Source organism: Corynebacterium sp. NML140438, assembly GCF_001875725.1.
Taxonomy (GTDB): Bacteria; Actinomycetota; Actinomycetes; order Mycobacteriales; family Mycobacteriaceae; genus Corynebacterium.
On sequence record NZ_MLCQ01000014.1, the window covers coordinates 1 to 16,953 of the forward strand.

The 16,953-nt window shown below is 62.5% G+C and carries 13 protein-coding genes; 4 read left to right on the forward strand and 9 right to left on the reverse strand.

Annotation, left to right across the window (positions count from 1 at the left end; translation table 11 throughout):
- Positions 1-136: 136 nt before the first annotated feature.
- Entirely contained in the window at positions 137-2,056 is a 1,920-nt protein-coding gene (gene tet(W), locus BJP08_RS02635; protein WP_000691721.1) for a tetracycline resistance ribosomal protection protein Tet(W), read from the forward strand.
- Between the two features lie 233 nt (positions 2,057-2,289).
- On the opposite strand, the gene BJP08_RS02640 is transcribed toward tet(W), so the two are convergent.
- From BJP08_RS02640 to BJP08_RS02665, 6 genes are all read right to left on the reverse strand, one after another.
- Positions 2,290-3,009, reverse strand: coding sequence for a type 1 glutamine amidotransferase (locus BJP08_RS02640; RefSeq protein WP_071566422.1), 720 nt, complete (start codon positions 3,007-3,009; stop codon positions 2,290-2,292).
- Positions 3,002-4,261, reverse strand: a complete 1,260-nt coding sequence (locus tag BJP08_RS02645) for a Mur ligase family protein (RefSeq protein WP_071568134.1) — start codon at positions 4,259-4,261, stop codon at positions 3,002-3,004. The genes BJP08_RS02640 and BJP08_RS02645 overlap by 8 nt, the downstream gene beginning before the upstream one ends.
- A 10-nt stretch (positions 4,262-4,271) precedes the next feature.
- Positions 4,272-5,264: a DNA polymerase III subunit epsilon gene (locus BJP08_RS02650; RefSeq protein ID WP_071568135.1), complete on the reverse strand. Its 993-nt coding sequence runs from the start codon at positions 5,262-5,264 to the stop codon at positions 4,272-4,274.
- Between the two features lie 14 nt (positions 5,265-5,278).
- Complete coding sequence (locus BJP08_RS11585) at positions 5,279-6,712, reverse strand: hypothetical protein (RefSeq protein WP_071568136.1); 1,434 nt, start codon at positions 6,710-6,712, stop codon at positions 5,279-5,281.
- A 227-nt stretch (positions 6,713-6,939) separates the two neighbouring features.
- The gene (gene leuA, locus BJP08_RS02660) at positions 6,940-8,700 is read right to left on the reverse strand and encodes a 2-isopropylmalate synthase (RefSeq protein ID WP_083428371.1); all 1,761 of its coding nucleotides are present in this window, start codon (positions 8,698-8,700) and stop codon (positions 6,940-6,942) included.
- Between the two features lie 152 nt (positions 8,701-8,852).
- Positions 8,853-9,710 (reverse strand): DMT family transporter, encoded by an 858-nt coding sequence (locus BJP08_RS02665; RefSeq protein ID WP_071568137.1) that lies wholly within the window; start codon positions 9,708-9,710, stop codon positions 8,853-8,855.
- A gap of 116 nt (positions 9,711-9,826) precedes the next feature.
- Between BJP08_RS02665 and BJP08_RS02670 the strand changes: the two genes are divergently transcribed.
- Positions 9,827-11,092 carry an aspartate kinase gene (locus tag BJP08_RS02670; protein WP_071568138.1) on the forward strand — a complete coding sequence of 422 codons (1,266 nt, stop codon included), beginning with the start codon at positions 9,827-9,829 and terminating at the stop codon, positions 11,090-11,092.
- Positions 11,093-11,107: 15 nt separating this feature from the next.
- Positions 11,108-12,142 carry an aspartate-semialdehyde dehydrogenase gene (locus tag BJP08_RS02675; protein ID WP_071568139.1) on the forward strand — a complete coding sequence of 345 codons (1,035 nt, stop codon included), beginning with the start codon at positions 11,108-11,110 and terminating at the stop codon, positions 12,140-12,142.
- 435 nt (positions 12,143-12,577) lie between these two features.
- Here BJP08_RS02675 and BJP08_RS02680 read toward each other — a convergent pair whose 3' ends face one another.
- From BJP08_RS02680 to BJP08_RS02690, 3 genes are all read right to left on the reverse strand, one after another.
- The gene (locus BJP08_RS02680; protein ID WP_071568140.1) at positions 12,578-13,822 is read right to left on the reverse strand and encodes a hypothetical protein; all 1,245 of its coding nucleotides are present in this window, start codon (positions 13,820-13,822) and stop codon (positions 12,578-12,580) included.
- 72 nt (positions 13,823-13,894) lie between these two features.
- Entirely contained in the window at positions 13,895-14,287 is a 393-nt protein-coding gene (locus BJP08_RS02685; RefSeq protein ID WP_071568143.1) for a helix-turn-helix domain-containing protein, read from the reverse strand.
- A gap of 70 nt (positions 14,288-14,357) precedes the next feature.
- Positions 14,358-14,945 carry an RNA polymerase sigma factor gene (locus tag BJP08_RS02690; protein WP_083428373.1) on the reverse strand — a complete coding sequence of 196 codons (588 nt, stop codon included), beginning with the start codon at positions 14,943-14,945 and terminating at the stop codon, positions 14,358-14,360.
- 48 nt (positions 14,946-14,993) lie between these two features.
- Between BJP08_RS02690 and BJP08_RS02695 the strand changes: the two genes are divergently transcribed.
- Positions 14,994-16,553, forward strand: coding sequence for a catalase (locus tag BJP08_RS02695; RefSeq protein WP_071568142.1), 1,560 nt, complete (start codon positions 14,994-14,996; stop codon positions 16,551-16,553).
- Positions 16,554-16,953 lie beyond the last annotated feature (400 nt).

Here is a 16,953-nt window from a genome sequence, read left to right on the forward strand (position 1 = left end):
CGGCTGCCACACCGAGGATTTCCCGTCGGGGGCTAGATATATGCTTCCGGAGCATATACTTTCCGGAAACCTACAGGTCAATCCGTGAAAATCCGCGATTCCGGACACACTTTTTGACCCTTAACCCGACAATCACATGAAAATAATCAATATTGGAATTCTTGCCCATGTAGACGCTGGAAAGACGACCTTGACGGAGAGCCTGCTATATGCCAGCGGAGCCATTTCAGAACCGGGGAGCGTCGAAAAAGGGACAACGAGGACGGACACCATGTTTTTGGAGCGGCAGCGTGGGATTACCATTCAAGCGGCAGTCACTTCCTTCCAGTGGCACAGATGTAAAGTCAACATTGTGGATACGCCCGGCCACATGGATTTTTTGGCGGAGGTGTACCGCTCTTTGGCTGTTTTAGATGGGGCCATCTTGGTGATCTCCGCTAAAGATGGCGTGCAGGCCCAGACCCGTATTCTGTTCCATGCCCTGCGGAAAATGAACATTCCCACCGTTATCTTTATCAACAAGATCGACCAGGCTGGCGTTGATTTGCAGAGCGTGGTTCAGTCTGTTCGGGATAAGCTCTCCGCCGATATTATCATCAAGCAGACGGTGTCGCTGTCCCCGGAAATAGTCCTGGAGGAAAATACCGACATAGAAGCATGGGATGCGGTCATCGAAAATAACGATAAATTATTGGAAAAGTATATCGCAGGAGAACCAATCAGCCGGGAAAAACTTGTGCGGGAGGAACAGCGGCGGGTTCAAGACGCCTCCCTGTTCCCGGTCTATTATGGCAGCGCCAAAAAGGGCCTTGGCATTCAACCGTTGATGGATGCGGTGACAGGGCTGTTCCAACCGATTGGGGAACAGGGGAGCGCCGCCCTATGCGGCAGCGTTTTCAAGGTGGAGTATACAGATTGCGGCCAGCGGCGTGTCTATCTACGGCTATACAGCGGAACGCTGCGCCTGCGGGATACGGTGGCCCTGGCCGGGAGAGAAAAGCTGAAAATCACAGAGATGCGTATTCCATCCAAAGGGGAAATTGTTCGGACAGACACCGCTTATCCGGGTGAAATTGTTATCCTTCCCAGCGACAGCGTGAGGTTAAACGATGTATTAGGGGACCCAACCCGGCTCCCTCGTAAAAGGTGGCGTGAGGACCCCCTCCCCATGCTGCGGACGTCGATTGCGCCGAAAACGGCAGCGCAAAGAGAACGGCTGCTGGACGCTCTTACGCAACTTGCGGATACTGACCCGCTTTTGCGCTGCGAGGTGGATTCCATCACCCATGAGATCATTCTTTCTTTTTTGGGCCGGGTGCAGTTGGAGGTTGTTTCCGCTTTGCTGTCGGAAAAATACAAGCTTGAAACAGTGGTAAAGGAACCCACCGTCATTTATATGGAGCGGCCGCTCAAAGCAGCCAGCCACACCATCCATATCGAGGTGCCGCCCAACCCGTTTTGGGCATCCATCGGACTGTCTGTTACACCACTCCCGCTTGGCTCCGGTGTACAATACGAGAGCCGGGTTTCGCTGGGATACTTGAACCAGAGTTTTCAAAACGCTGTCAGGGATGGTATCCGTTACGGGCTGGAGCAGGGCTTGTTCGGCTGGAACGTAACGGACTGTAAGATTTGCTTTGAATACGGGCTTTATTACAGTCCGGTCAGCACGCCGGCGGACTTCCGCTCATTGGCCCCGATTGTATTGGAACAGGCATTGAAGGAATCAGGGACGCAACTGCTGGAACCTTATCTCTCCTTCACCCTCTATGCGCCCCGGGAATATCTTTCCAGGGCTTATCATGATGCACCGAAATACTGTGCCACCATCGAAACGGTCCAGGTAAAAAAGGATGAAGTTGTCTTTACTGGCGAGATTCCCGCCCGCTGTATACAGGCATACCGTACTGATCTGGCCTTTTACACCAACGGGCAGAGCGTATGCCTTACAGAACTGAAAGGGTATCAGGCCGCTGTCGGCAAGCCAGTCATCCAGCCCCGCCGTCCAAACAGCCGCCTGGACAAGGTGCGCTATATGTTTCAGAAGATAATGTAACGTCTTGCGCAATGCAAGCGTTCATTGCTGGCTATTGCGAAATATCATTGAGCGTTCGAGCAGGCGCTGAGGCGTTTCCCCAGGTCGCGAAAATCCAATGAGGGAATTTGGTGTCACCCCAACCGGGCCGAGTGCCAAAGGACGCAACCGCTTATTTGCGACCTGGGCTTTTCCCGAGTTCCTCGGAACGAATTGCGTCCTTTGGCACTGGCTCCTAGAGCGCTAGCGGCAACCTACCTGAGGCGCTCCTTGCGCAGCTGGTCCACCTCGGGCAACGCGAGTGGGGTGAGTTCCTGGGCGTGGATGCCGAGGGCGCGGGCGAGGAGGAGGTCGGCAAGTTCGGGGTTGCGGGCCAGGGCGGGGCCGTGCATGTAGGTGGCGATGACACTGCCCTGCACAACGCCCTCAACGCCAGCCCGAGAACCAGCACCCACGTTGTTGCCCACGCCGCGTTTCACCTGGCCGAGTGGGGAGGCGTCGGGGCCGAGGGTGGTGCCGCCCATGTGGTTTTCGAATCCGGTGAGGGGGGCGGAGAGGCCGTCGAGAAGTGGGTGGGATTGGACTTCCCCGATGGCGCGCTCCGACATGGGGGAGGTGCGGACGTCGAGGACGCCGATGCCGGCGACTTCCTCGCCGTGGGCGGTGAAGCTGTGGCCGAGGACCTGCATGCCGGCGCAGACGGCGAAGACGGGGCGGCCGGCGTCGATGGCGCGCTGCAGGCCGGGGGATGCTTGCAGGCGGGAGGCCGCAATGATTTGGGCGGAGTCCTCGCCGCCGCCGAGGGTGTAGATGTCGCAGTCGGAGGGGATGTCCTCGGTGAGGGGGATGGGTCGGATGTGGGTGTCGATGCCTCGCATGCGGGCGCGTTGGCGCAGGACGAGTGCGTTGCCGTCGTCGCCGTAGGTGCCGAGTACGTCGGGCAGCAGCAGGCCGATGGTCAAAGTGTTAGTCACGGTCCAGCTCCTTGTGTAGGTCCTTTTTGAGGTCGCGGAAGGCGGTGTAGTTGGCCAGCACTTCGACGCGGCCGGGTGGGCAGGCGCGGATGGCGTCGACGCAGTTGTGGATCAGTTCGTGTTCGATGTCGGCGTAGAGCAGGCGCACGGCGAGGTCGGTGCCGCGTTCGCCGGCGGCTTTGACGGCGATGCCGTGGAAGTCTTCGAACTTGACGTCCCAGAGCCAGGAGAGGTCTTCGCCGTCGGCGACTTGGCCGTTGACGGCGATGACGAGGCCGTCGGCGGTGCGGTCCACCATGGAGAGGGCCTCTTGCCAGCCTGCCGGGTTCTTGGCCAGCAGGAGGCGGACTTCGTGGTCGCCGAAGTGGATGGTGGAGTAGCGCCCGGCGACGTCTTGGACGTCGGCGACGGCGGCGAGCGCGGAGGCGAGTGGTACACCGAAGACGTCGACGGCGCAGGCTACGGCCTGTGCGGCGTTGCCGCGGTTGGCCCGCCCGGGTAGCGCCAGGTCAAGCGTGACGACGCCCCCATCCGGGCAGCGCAGGCCGTCGTCGGTGACGGCGTAGGTGGGGGTAGGGCGTCGAAACTCGGAGCCATCGGGGAGGGGCTCGACGGCGTACCAGTCGTCCTCGGTGCGTACGACGTGGCCGCCGCTGCGGGGGTTGGTGACGGAGTCTCCGAGCCAGCCAGCGCCCGCGGAAACCCAGATGACGTTGGGGTGGTCCCAGGCGACGGAGGTCATCAGCACGTCGTCGCAGTTAGCGATGACGGTGGCCTCCGGGTGGGCGTTGACGGCGCCGCGGAGGGCGCGCTCGATCTTGTTGATCTCGCCGACGCGGTCCAGCTGGTCGCGCGACAGGTTGAGCAGCACGAACGCCTTCGGCTGCAGCCGGTCGGCGACGTGGGGGACGTGCAGCTCGTCGACCTCGAGGGCGATCGTGGAGGCGTCCTTGCCCGCCATGAGCGCGGAGATGATGCCGGCGTCCATGTTGTCGCCGCCGTCGTTGGTGGCCACGGTCCTGGTGGAGCGCAGCGCCGCCACCAGCATCTTTGTGGTGGTGGACTTGCCGTTCGTGCCCGTCACCAGCACGGCCGGGCGCCCCTTGGACAGGCCTGCCATGATGTTCGGGTCGATCGCGTTGGCAACGAGCCCGCCGATCATGCCGCCGGCGCCGCGGCCGGTGGCTCGCGACGCGAACGTGGCGGCCTGCGCGGCGGCCAGCGCAACAGAGGTACGCAGTTGTGAGAGCATGCGCTCTACGTTAGTCGCGCGCTACGGCCTGGAGAAACTCCTGCGCGCTGAGGACCGGGATGTCTTTGCGGTGCGCGTGCATGGCTTTGCCACGCAGTTCGGCGCCGCGGGATGGGGCGTCGGACACGACGAGGGAGGCGGTGCGTGTGAGCTTTTCTTGGTAGTTCAGTCCGGCGTCGAGCGCGGCTTGGATGAGCTCGTCGGGGTCGACGGCGACGTCGTCGGAGACGGAGATCTCCATGCCGGGCTTGAGGCCCTCGCCCGTGTAGATGCCCGGATTATCGACGTCCCCTTCGCGCTTGTGCGCGTCCACCCGCAGCGCGGAGCGCTGCAGCCCGAAGCGGTCCGCCTTGAGGTCCTCCGGGTCGATGCTGGTCAGCGTGCCGTTCTCCCGCAGCTGCAAGAACACCGCGACGAGTTTCAGCGTGGCCGCCCGGGAGAGCTCTTCCTCGGGGACGCTGGCGCGCTCGATGGTGGCGGTGGCCGGTTCGGAGAGCACACCGACCTGGCCCGCGACGGCGTTGAGGCGTTCGTCGATGATGATGTGGCCCTGTCGGCGCGCGCTGCCAAGCAGATCAACGATCGCTTCGGGGCGGGGGACGTGGCCGACGCGCTGGCGGCGCCGATTGTGCTTCCGCGCGCGCTGACGGTTGGCGCGGGCGGCGGCGTTCATAGCGCGGCGGGCCTCGGAGACAAGGTACCCCCACTCCGTGGGGCTATCGAGCAGGATGAGGGTGCGGCCGTCGATAAGCTTGTTGAGCGTTTTTAAGTACCGCGCGAACCGTGGTGCCTGGGCGAAGTCGCTCTTCTCACGGTTGTGCAGGTGGTGTGGACCGGCGTCTTTAACCGGGTTCAACACGGCGTGGAAATCCTCGCCGACCTGGCCATTGTCGTCGAACGTCACCGCGTCGAGGGTGAGCAAACGCCCCGTGGAGGGGTGGATGCTTGTCGAAAGGGCGCTTACCGCAACGTACGGAAAGAGCTCGTGGTCAGGCGTTGTCATCACTTAGATAGTAGCTATGGCCACTGCACGCGGTGTAATGGACCACCAAGCGGCGTGTCCGACTGGATCTGGAGGCCACCGAAGTTGTACTGGTAGTCCGGCGCAGGTGCGGGGGCGGGCGCGGGGGCCGGTGCGAGCTGTTCCTGTGCCGGCTGCTGGGCAGGAGCTTGCTGAACTGGGGCCTGTTGGGCCGGGGCCTGCTGGACTGGCGCGGGGTCCTGCCACACCGGGGCAGGCTGCGCGGGCACTTGATACGCCGGTTGAGGCTGGGCCGGAACAGGCACTGACGCAGGCTCCGAAGTGGGCTGCGAGGAAGTCTCCGGGGTCGCCTCGGTGGTGGAGGTCGTCGGCCGCTCGGACGGTTCCGGTTTCTGCCCCGACTTGCTTGGGGAGTGTGAGGGCTCGTTCACGTACGTCGAGACGGTGTCGGGTGAGCCGCTCCACTGCTCGCTGAATGCCAGCGAGCCGAGCAGCGCGATCAGCAACGCGCCGACGACGGCGGCCACCCAGCGCATCGGGTGGATCGGCTCGTCCTTCTTCGGCTGGGCCGCGGGGGGTTTCTTGTGCTCCGGGGCCTTGACGGCGGGGAACTCTTGCGAATCGGCCTCCGCAGCGGCGGACTCGGCAACCGCGTCAGTGGAGGTGCCCAGCTCCTCTGGGCGTACGACCGGGATGACGGTGGTCGCCGATGTTGATGAGGTGTCCGGGTGCCGCGGGTGGACCTGCACCGGCGGGATCGGGGACAGTGGTGGCAGCTCGTCGGGGGCGAGCGGGCCAACGGTCACGCTGAGTGAAGGTTTGCCGCCCAGCGGCGCGAGGTAGCCGTGGGCGACGGCGAGCAGGCCACGGTCGTGCAGCGAGCGCAGCGTCGGCAGCAGTGCCGTAGCGACTGGCCCGGCCAGCGTGCCGACGGCCCGATCCCCAACCGCAACCTGCACAGTATCTTCAGCGGCATCCTCCGTGGCGCTCAGCGTGAGCAGGTAATGCTTCCTGTCCAGCACCGAGACCTCCTGGGCCTCTTGCGCGTCGGGGAGGAGGGACACGTCGTAGGTGCGGGTGTCGTCGAGAAATACCCACGGCTCGGCCGGGGGCTGGTTGGTGGGGATGCACAGGCCAGGGCGCGGCAGGCGCAGCACGGTCTGTAGGGAGCCGTCCGCGAGGCGGGTGGCGCGCACCGTGACCTGCGGAATCATCGACGCCTCGACGATCCAGGACAGCTCCGCGTACTCGCGGGCGTCCGAGGCGCTCATCCCGCCGAGCACCGAATCCTGGAAGTGGATGTCGAACCCGCCGCCCTCGGCACGCGGGATGAGCAGCGCCGCAAGGTCCGCAACATCCGCGCCTGCCGAGTCAAGCAGTGTGGTGATGTGGTCCTGCGCCGCATCCTGCACCGGGATGTTGCGGACAGCACCAATGCCGTGGTCTGGAACCACGTATGTTGTTGCCATCGCGCCCTGCCTTACCTGCTGCTGCCTCACAAATAGAGAGATATCCGAGCAAAAGTATAAGGCGCACACCTGGGCGAACGCATGTTGCCTGATGCGGGAGTGCCACGAGTCACGTTCGTACGCAGCACGGATTCGTATTCACTAAGAGGGGCGTAAGAGAAGCGAGCGCGCTTTATCACTCGCATCTCAGTCCGCCCCGCAGAACGATCCCCCTAACGGGGGTGGTGCTACGCGACCGTCGAGCGGTTCACCGCGGACACGATAGCCTGCATCGACGCCAACGTCGTCGACCCAGCCACGCCGGCGCCCCACGCGCGCTTGCCGTCGACATCCGCGTAGATGTAGCAGGCGGCGTCGGCGTCGTCACCCGCGGAGCGGGCGCGCTGCGAGTAGTCCTGCACCTCGACGTTGATGCCGATGTGCTCCAGCGCGTTCGCGAACGCCGCGATCGGGCCGTTGCCCACACCGGCAACATCGTGGTCCTGACCGTTGTAGGTCACGCGCGCGCGGATCCCGGTCGTCGTGGCATCCGTGCTTTCCTCATCCGACGTGCGGAAGGAATGCAGCGACAGCGGGGCATCCAGGTCCAGGTAGGTCGTGGCGAAGATGTCCCACATGTTCTTCGAGTTGACCTCGCCGCCCTCGCTGTCAGTAATGTTTTGCACCACCGCCGAGAACTCCGGCTGCATCGCCTTCGGCATATCGATGCCGTGGTCCGTCTTCATGATGTAAGCAACGCCACCCTTGCCGGACTGGGAGTTGACGCGGATGACGGCCTCGTAGTCGCGGCCCACATCCTTCGGGTCGATCGGCAGGTACGGGACCTCCCACACCGTCTCGCGCAGCTCTTCCCACTGCACCTCGGTGGAGTTCGCGCCGGGGCGCACCTTACTCGCCAGCGCGTCCAAGCCCTTGTTGATGGCGTCTTGGTGCGAGCCGGAGAACGCGGTGAAGACCAGGTCGCCGCCGTACGGGTGGCGCTCCGGGACGCGCAGCTGGTTGCAGTACTCGACGACGTCGCGGATGCGCTGGATGTCAGAGAAGTCGATCTGCGGGTCGACACCCTGCGTCAGCATGTTCAGGCCCAGCGTGACCAGGTCGACGTTGCCGGTGCGCTCACCGTTGCCGAACAGGCAGCCCTCGATGCGGTCCGCACCCGCCATGTAGCCCAGCTCAGCGGCGGCGATGCCCTCACCGCGGTCATTGTGGGGGTGCAGGGACAGGATGATGGAGTCGCGGCGCTGCAGGTTGCGGTGCATCCACTCCACCGAGTCCGCGTACACGTTCGGGGTAATCATTTCGACGGTCGCCGGCAGGTTGATAATCATCGGCTGCTCAGGGGTCGCACCCATGATCTCGACGACGGCGTCGCTCACCTCAGCCGCAAAGTCCAGCTCAGTGCCGGTGAAGGACTCCGGCGAGTACTCCCAGCGCCAGTTCGTGTCAGGGTAATCCTTGGCGATGCCCTTGATCAGTTCCGCGGCGTCCGTCGCCAGCTTCTTGATCGCGGGGCGGTCCTTGCGGAACACCACCTCACGCTGCAGCTTCGACGTCGAGTTGTAGAAGTGCACGATGACGTTCTTCGCGCCCGCGCACGCCTCGAACGTGCGGCGAATCAGGTGCTCACGGGCCTGCACCAGCACCTGGATGGTGACGTCGTCCGGGATCATGTCCTGCTCGATGATCTCGCGCACGAAGTTGAAGTCAGTTTGTGAGGCGGACGGGAATCCCACCTCGATTTCCTTGTAGCCCATCTCCACCAGCAGGTTGAACATGCGGCGCTTGCGCTCCGGGTTCATCGGGTCAATCAGGGCCTGGTTGCCGTCGCGCAGGTCCACCGCGCACCACTGTGGCGCGTGCGTGATGGTGGCGTCCGGCCATGTGCGGTCCGGCAGGCGGATGGGCTCCACTTCCTGCGCAAACGGCAGGTAGCGGTGCGCTGGCATCTTGGATGGTTGCTGCTTATTCCATGCAGGTTGGGTGGTCATTTTGGCTGTTCTCCTTCGCGGCGTGGTTCACGGTCGGCGTGCGCAAACTCCGCGACGGGCGCCGGCCGTGTTACAACGAGGCCTGTATCCCGCCGCGGCAGACTAGGAGCAGCAGCTGATGTGACATGCGTCAAAGCATACACGTATTGCGCCTAGCCCACTTGAATACTGACCCGGGTGAGCATCGCCGCGCTGGCCAGCATCATCATTATCGACGCCACCATCGCCGCCCAACCCCCAACACCGGACACAGCGAAGTTTTCCCCGAGCAGCACAATCCCCAGGGTGAGCGCCACCAGTGGCTCAACGACCTTCATCGCGGGCAGTGTGGTGGCCAGTTTGCTGGCCCCAAACGCGAACTGCTGCACCGCGGTGCCCAGCACCGCGCAGGCCAGCATGGCCCAGAACTGCCAGGACTCCACCAGCCCTACGATCCCGCCGTGCACATAGGCGTCCACCGCCACCTTGGAAAACACCGCCAGGTAGCCAAAGATCGCGCCGCACAGGATGCCGTAGGCCAGCGCTTGCGTCGCGGCGCCGCGGGTGCGGGCGAACGCGACCGTCCCGACCATCCAGGCCACCCCAAACCCGATTGCCAACACCCAACCAACCATCCCAGGCGAGGCAATGCCCGGCACCGGGCGGCCCACAAGGATCACCACCGCGACGAACATGGTGAGCAGCGTCGCCCACGCCGTGCCCTGCGGTGACATCTTTCGGTGCTCGACGCGCGCCGAAAGCAGCAGCGTGAACATGAGCGACAGCACCAAGATCGGCTGGACTACCAGCAGGGATCCGAACGCTAATGCCAGCGCCTGAAAGCCGTACGCGGCCAGCGCAAGGGCGAGCGATGCCCACCAAGCGGGGCGTCGCAAAGAGGCGAGCGGTGCGGGATTGACCTCCGTCGTAGAGCGGCCGGCACGCAAAATGCGGTGGCGCCACACCGTCCCCACCGCGATGAGCAGCGCAGACGTGAGCGCAAAGCTGATCGCGAGGAAGTCGTTCTGCATGGTCAACGATAATACTAATTTTCTGTGCCATGTCGCCCCATAGTCGTTTTTGAGACGCTATTCTTATAGTGCGGATTTTCACGCGACAGTTTCTTTACCGACGGAAGGTTCTACCAATGGCACTGATCGTGCAGAAATACGGGGGCTCGTCCCTCGAAAGCGCAGACCGCATACGCGCGGTCGCTGAACGCATCGTTGCCACCAAGAAGCAGGGGCACGATGTCGTAGTGGTGTGTTCCGCAATGGGCGACACCACCGACGAGCTGCTGGACCTCGCCGCCCGCGTCAACCCGACTCCGCCCGCTCGTGAGATGGACATGCTGCTCACCGCAGGTGAGCGCATCTCGAACTCGCTGGTCGCGATGGCGGTCGCGTCCTTCGGCGCCGACGTCCAGTCCTTCACCGGCTCGCAGGCAGGCGTCATCACCACCGAGCGCCACGGCAACGCCCGCATCATCGAGGTGACGCCGGGCCGCGTCCAAGAAGCCATCGACGCCGGCCGCATCGCCATCGTCGCCGGTTTCCAAGGCGTCAACCGTGACACCAAGGACGTCACCACCCTCGGCCGCGGCGGGTCCGACACCACCGCCGTCGCCCTCGCCGCAGCCCTCGGCGCCGACGAGTGCGAAATCTACTCGGACGTCGACGGCGTCTACACCGCCGACCCACGCATCGTGCACGACGCCCGCAAGCTCGACAAACTCTGCTTCGAAGAGATGCTTGAGCTTGCCGCGTCCGGCTCGAAAATCCTTGTACTGCGCAGTGTGGAATATGCGCGTGCATTCAACGTACCCATGCGGGTGCGTTCGTCATACAGCAACGATCCCGGCACCCTCGTCGCCGGAGCATTGGAGGATATCCCCATGGAAGAAGCAGTACTGTCCGGCGTTGCCACCGACGCCTCCGAAGCGAAAATCACCATCCTCGGCGTCAAGGACCTGCCAGGGGAAGCAGCCAAGGTGTTCCGCGTCCTCGCCGACAACGAGATCAACATTGACATGGTGCTGCAGAACATCTCCACCCTCCACGACCTGACCACCGACATCACCTTCACCCTCCCAATTGCCGACGGCCCCCGCGCCATGGAGCTGCTCAAGGCCCTCCAGGCGAAGGAAGGCTGGGACAACATCACCTACAACGACCAGATCGGCAAGGTATCCCTCATCGGTGCCGGCATGAAGACCCACCCAGGCGTCACCGCCGACTTCACCGAAGCACTTCGCGACGCCGGCGTGAACATCGACATGATTACCACCTCCGAAATCCGCATCACCGCAGTGGTACGCGAAATCGACCTTGACGACGCCACTCGCGCCATCCACGAAAAGTTCGAACTCGGCGGCGACGAACCAGCCGTCGTCTACGCTGGCACCGGACGCTAAGAAAGGAAACGACTCATGACCACGATCGCAGTAGTAGGCGCAACCGGCCAGGTCGGGCGCGTCATGCGCGAAATCCTCGCCGAACGCGACTTCCCAGCAGACAAGGTGCGCTTCTTCGCCTCACCACGCTCCGCAGGCAAGCACCTGGAGTACCGCGGCCAAGACGTTGTCGTCGAAGACCTCACCCAGATCACCGAGGACTCCGTCGCCGACGTCGACATCGCCCTCTTCTCCGCAGGCGGCGCCACCTCCAAGCAGTGGGCCCCAGTCTTCGCCGCCGCCGGCGCCACCGTCGTGGACAACTCCTCCGCCTGGCGCAAGGATGACGACGTCCCCCTCATCGTCTCCGAAGTCAACCCCGACGAAGCCAAAGCACCCGCCAAAGGCATCATCGCGAACCCGAACTGCACCACCATGGCAATCATGCCCGTGGCCAAAGCACTCCACGACGCCGCCGGCCTTCACACCATGCGCGTCGCTTCCTACCAGGCAGTTTCCGGCTCCGGCCTCGCCGGCGTGAAGACACTCGCGAACCAAGTCGCCGAAATCGGCGAGCGCAACACCGAACTCTCCCTCGACGGCTCCCTCCTCCAGCCCGAGGAGCTCGGCCCATACGTCGCGCCCATCGCCTTCAACGCCCTGCCACTCGCCGGCAACCTCGTCGACGACGGCACCGAAGAAACCGACGAAGAGCAGAAACTCCGCAACGAATCGCGCAAGATCCTCGGTATCCCTGAGCTGCGCGTCTCCGGCACCTGCGTCCGCATCCCAGTCTTCACCGGACACACCATGGTTGTCCACGCCGAATTCTCGAAGGAGATTACTCCTGACCAGGCACGTTCCGTCCTTGAGGCCGCGCCGGGTGTCACCGTCGTCGACGTACCGACCCCACTCGCCGCCGCCGGCAAGGACGATTCCCTCGTCGGCCGCATCCGCCAGGACCAGGCCGTCGACGGCAACCGCGGCCTCGTGTTCGTCGTCTCCGGCGACAACCTGCGCAAGGGCGCCGCACTGAACACGATTCAGATCGCGGAGCTGCTTGTGAAGTAGCCGTTCTGGCTCTTTTGGGCGCGCTGCGAGCGCTGAGAGCGGTCCCCTGGGGTTCTGTCCCTGGTGGGGCCGCTTTTTGCTGTTGCCAAATTCCATCTCGTACTACTCGCGATCTGGGAAACGCCTTGGCGCCTCTCGGGGCCTAGCAATTTGGTGTTTTTGAGGTAGCAGTGACAAACCACGCAGCTAGCAAAAGCTAGCCCTTTTCTGACCAGCTGGCATGAACGGCTATGCCAAATGGGGGTGCGTCTTTTGTCACTGGCTGCCGGTCCTGTGCACCTTTTCTGCCTGACATTACTCGCGAAATGGGGAACCGCTCCGACACCTGCCGAAAACAAGGAATGTGGTGCGTGCCCCTACATGGTCAAAGAAAAAGTGCCGAAGCACGCAGCTTGCGTTCTTCGGCACTCTCGTCTGAGGCGGGAATTAGTTTGCCTAGTTTTCAGCCTCTTCCTCGAGGGCCTGTTCGGCCTCCTCGATCATGGCTTCCTTGAAGTCTTCGTTTTCCATGACGGACTTCTCGGTGATCTTGTCCAGTTCGCGCTGGTCGTGGCGGGTGAACTTCACGCGCGGGTCGAGTTTGTCCTTCATGAGCTCGAGGGCGCGACGGCGCAGGCTGCCTTCGTGGCGCAGGGTTTCGGAACCGCGGATGCGGGCAGACGTGACCACGATGATGAGCACTAGGCCGAGGTAGCCCAGGATCGGGTAGACGAACGAGATCAGGTCCTTGAAGCCGACGAAAGAAAGGACGAACCCGATCAGGCATGCGGAGATATAGATGACGCGGAACTTCTGCTGGCGGCCGCGTGCTAGGCGCTTGCCAAGTGCGTAGAACATGCCCAACGAGGTGGCGAAGATCATGCCGAAGATCACGAACGTCATGATGAGGCCGAGCGTTGGGTTGATGTTGTTGATGAGGGTGAGCATCGGCATGTCGTGGCCGTTGACGTCGCTGATGCTGACCATGAGGCCCATGCCGAGCAGGAGCAGCATCACGAGGTAGGCGATGCCGCCGAAGAGGCCGCCGAGGCCGGTTTCGCGCGGGTCGAGGTAGTTGCCACCGATGACGACCGCCATGGACACAACACAAATGAAGTTCAGGCCGGTGTAGTTCAGCGCGGCGATCCACCAGTTTGGCAGCTCGGTGGCGACGTCTTGGGCTGCGATGTTGATGCTGTCCCAGTCTGGTTGTGCGTTGACGATGGTCCAGGTGCAGCCGCCGATCACGAAGATCAGGAGGAATGGGGTGAGGATGCCGATTGCGCCGGTCACCTTATTGACGTCCAGCATTCCAACGCCGAGCACCATTGCCAGCATGATGACCGCGCCGATCCAGACCGGTATGCCGAATTGCTGGTTCAGGTTCGCACCAGCACCGGCGAACATGATGAACCCGATGGAAAACAGGGTGATGATGGTTGAGATGTCCAGAACCCAGCCCATCACCTTGCCGGTGATGTTGCCGAGTACTTCCATGTGTTCTGTTGCCTGGAAGTAGGAGCCGAGTTGGAGGATGGAGATTCCGCCGACCAGCATGAGTGCTGCGCTCAGTAGTGCTCCCCAGATACCTTTCGTGCCAAACGCGACGAAGTACTGCATCGCTTCCTGGCCGGATGCAAACCCGGCGCCGACAACGATGCCGATGAAGGCAAAGGAGATCGCTATTGCGTTTCGAATCATGAGGGGAAGTGTAGTTGATGGATTGGGCCTGGTCGGTGAATTTGGAACCTTTTTGGTTTGATTCCAAGTGGATCATTCGTCCGTGGTGGTGCGCTGCGCTGCGTCCCTTTCGCGTTTGAATGCGAAGACGTCGTCGGCATATAAGCGCCGGTGGGCTCCGACTTTGTGGCCGACCAGCACGCCGGTGTCGATAAGCTTGACGACGTGTGGTCTGGAGACGTGGAGGAGGTCTGCCGCCTGCTGGGTGGTGAGCTCTTTGCGAACTGCAACGACTTCGACTGGTCTGCCCTCGACTGAGTTGGCGAGCACTTCGCGTAGCGCGGAAGCCACGGAACGTGGGATTCGGATTGGTTGGTGGGACCCATCGACAACGATGTCGACGTTGCTCGCGTGGGGGCGTGAAAGTGCAACGTCAAGGTCCTTGAGGGCCTGCTGTGCCAGCCGTTCTACATGGGAGCTTGTCATTTCTTTGTGTTGTGGCATACTGTCATTATACACATAAACGAAACAAACGAAAAGGGGGTATGGGTTATATCTATCCGGTGAGTCGCATGATGTCTTTCCGGGCGCGGGCGACGCGAGAGCGGATGGTTCCGATGCGTACCCCGGCAATTTTCGCGGCTTCCTCGTAGCTGTAGCCAAGTACTTGCGTGAGGACGATGGCTTCGCGCCGGTCGGGGGCGAGTTCGTTGAGGAGGTTGTGGGCGTCAATAATTTCGGGCCACAGGTTTGGGTCGTCGGCGCTTGGTTGCTGGGTGGCGACGTCCTCGTAGTCGCTGGTGGTGGTGCTTGGGCGACTGCGGTCGTGGCGGACGGAGTCGATCCAGGTGCGGCGCGCGATGGAGAGGAGCCACGTGCGGGCGGTGGAGCGTCCGGCGAAGCGTGGGAGGGCGCCGAGGGCCCGCAGATAGGTTTCTTGGGTGAGGTCGTCGGCGGCGTCGTGCCCGGCGAGGTGGGCGAGGAGGCGCCAGACGTCGTCCTGGGTGGCGGCGATGAAGTCGGTGAGGGCAGCTTTGTCGCCCCGGCCGGCCCGGAGGGCGAGGTCGGTGACGTACTGACTATCGCTGCTGTTCACGAATAAAAAGGGTACCAGTATTGGGAAATTCCTTGATGCCACTCTCATATTCGCGTACAGTATAAATTACGACCGAACAATAAGGAGGCCCTAACAATGGCAGAGAAGAACGTAGACCGGATCCTTTCGAACGGCGAACGTCCAGCGGGCAAGGGGCAAACCACCCAGCTCGGCGGCCAGCCCGTCCCGTCGGAAAACGTCAGCGTTACGCAGGGACGCCAGGGTGCGAACGTCCTGAACGACATCCACCTCATTGAGAAGCTTGCACACTTCAACCGTGAGAACGTCCCGGAGCGCATTCCGCACGCGAAGGGGCACGGCGCATTCGGTGAACTGCACATCACCGAAGACGTGTCCAAGTACACGAAGGCAAAGCTCTTCCAGCTGGGCACCGTCACTCCAATGGCTGCACGTTTCTCTACTGTTGCGGGTGAGGCGGGCTCCCCAGACACCTGGCGCGACGTCCACGGTTTCGCACTGCGCTTCTACACCGAAGACGGCAACTATGACATTGTTGGCAACAACACCCCGACGTTCTTCCTGCGTGACGGCATCAAGTTCCCGGACTTCATCCACTCCCAGAAGCGCCAGCCGAACTCCGGCCTGCGCGACGACGAAATGCAGTGGGACTTCTGGACGCGCACCCCTGAATCCGCCCACCAGGTGACCTACCTGCTCGGCGACCGCGGCACCCCTAAGACTTCCCGCCACCAGGACGGTTTCGGTTCCCACACCTTCCAGTGGATCAACGAGGAAGGCACCCCGGTCTGGGTCAAATACCACTTCAAGACCCGTCAGGGTTGGGAGTGCTTCACCGACGAAGAAGCCACCGAGAAGGCCGGCACGGATCCGGACTTCCAGCGCGAGGACCTCTTCAACGCCATCAAAAACGGCGACTACCCAATCTGGGACGTCAAGGTCCAGATCATGCCGTTCGAGGAAGCGAAGGACTACCGCTTCAACCCGTTCGACCTCACCAAGACTTGGTCGCAGAAGGACTACCCGCTTATCGACGTCGGCTACTTCGTCCTCAACCGCAACCCCAAGAACTTCCACGCCCAGATCGAGCAGCTGGCACTCGATCCAGCAAACTTGGTCCCAGGTGTTGGCCTGTCCCCGGACCGTATGCTGCAGGCTCGTGTCTTTGCGTACGCTGACCAGCAGCGTTACCGCATCGGCGCCAACTACAAGGATCTGCCGGTCAACCGCCCGATCAACCAGGTGAACACCTACGCAGAGCGTGGCTCCATGGCGTACTTCTTCAATGAGGAGAACGAGCCGAACTATAGCCCGAACTCCTACGAGAAGGGCGCCGGCTACCTTGACGACGGCGAAACCTCTGCCAGCGGCCAGGATCTCGGTCTCGCCGAGAACCTGTACATCAACCCGGACCCGGAGGGCACCGACCTGGTGCGCGCCGCCTACGTCAAGCACGCTGAGGATGACGACTTCGGCCAAGCCGGCACCCTCTACCGCGACGTCTTCGACGACGCCGCCAAGGAACGCTTCGTGCACAACATCACGAACAAGATGATGGCGATCACCAACAAGGAGATCGAGGAGCGCGTCTATGAATACTGGGGCAAGGTCGACGCTGACCTGGAGACCAAGGTCCGCGAATCCTTCGCCGCTAAGCGCGCTGCACAGCAGAAGTAGCGCTTAAGCCCTGAACGCTCAAACCCGCCAGGACGGAGACGTCCCGGCGGGTTTTGGTGTTGGTGGGGAAGCTCGGCGGTTTGCGGGGGTGGGGAGCAGTCCACGGTGGCCGGGAACTTTCTTCGTGGACAGGCGCCGCGACCTGCGGAAACGTTACATCGGTCGACCGGAACCGGCCTCAAACCCAAAATGGTTCCCGGGCTCGGGAACTGAACTGCTCCCCAGAAGTTGGACTGTGAAAACCAGTACCACCCTCACACAAGGAGCAGTGCACATGAGACCAGGAAGCAAGCTGACCGAAGAGCAGCGTGAACAGGCAGTGCAATTATTTGAACAAGGCATGGGCAGCTATATCACTGCCCGTAGCCTTGGTGTTTCACAAAGCGCGATCCAGTCGCTG

What these genes read in the sequence shown, in the direction of transcription:
- BJP08_RS02680 (WP_071568140.1), bottom strand. Translation starts at nt 13,822, where the DNA reads ATGATTCGAAACGCAATAGCGATCTCCTTTGCCTTCATCGGCATCGTT.
- BJP08_RS02695 (WP_071568142.1), top strand. Translation starts at nt 14,994, where the DNA reads ATGGCAGAGAAGAACGTAGACCGGATCCTTTCGAACGGCGAACGTCCA.
- BJP08_RS02675 (WP_071568139.1), top strand. Translation starts at nt 11,108, where the DNA reads ATGACCACGATCGCAGTAGTAGGCGCAACCGGCCAGGTCGGGCGCGTC.
- BJP08_RS02685 (WP_071568143.1), bottom strand. Translation starts at nt 14,287, where the DNA reads ATGACAAGCTCCCATGTAGAACGGCTGGCACAGCAGGCCCTCAAGGAC.
- BJP08_RS02690 (WP_083428373.1), bottom strand. Translation starts at nt 14,945, where the DNA reads ATGAGAGTGGCATCAAGGAATTTCCCAATACTGGTACCCTTTTTATTC.
- BJP08_RS11585 (WP_071568136.1), bottom strand. Translation starts at nt 6,712, where the DNA reads ATGGCAACAACATACGTGGTTCCAGACCACGGCATTGGTGCTGTCCGC.
- BJP08_RS02665 (WP_071568137.1), bottom strand. Translation starts at nt 9,710, where the DNA reads ATGCAGAACGACTTCCTCGCGATCAGCTTTGCGCTCACGTCTGCGCTG.
- BJP08_RS02645 (WP_071568134.1), bottom strand. Translation starts at nt 4,261, where the DNA reads ATGCTCTCACAACTGCGTACCTCTGTTGCGCTGGCCGCCGCGCAGGCC.
- leuA (WP_083428371.1), bottom strand. Translation starts at nt 8,700, where the DNA reads ATGACCACCCAACCTGCATGGAATAAGCAGCAACCATCCAAGATGCCA.
- BJP08_RS02670 (WP_071568138.1), top strand. Translation starts at nt 9,827, where the DNA reads ATGGCACTGATCGTGCAGAAATACGGGGGCTCGTCCCTCGAAAGCGCA.
- BJP08_RS02650 (WP_071568135.1), bottom strand. Translation starts at nt 5,264, where the DNA reads ATGACAACGCCTGACCACGAGCTCTTTCCGTACGTTGCGGTAAGCGCC.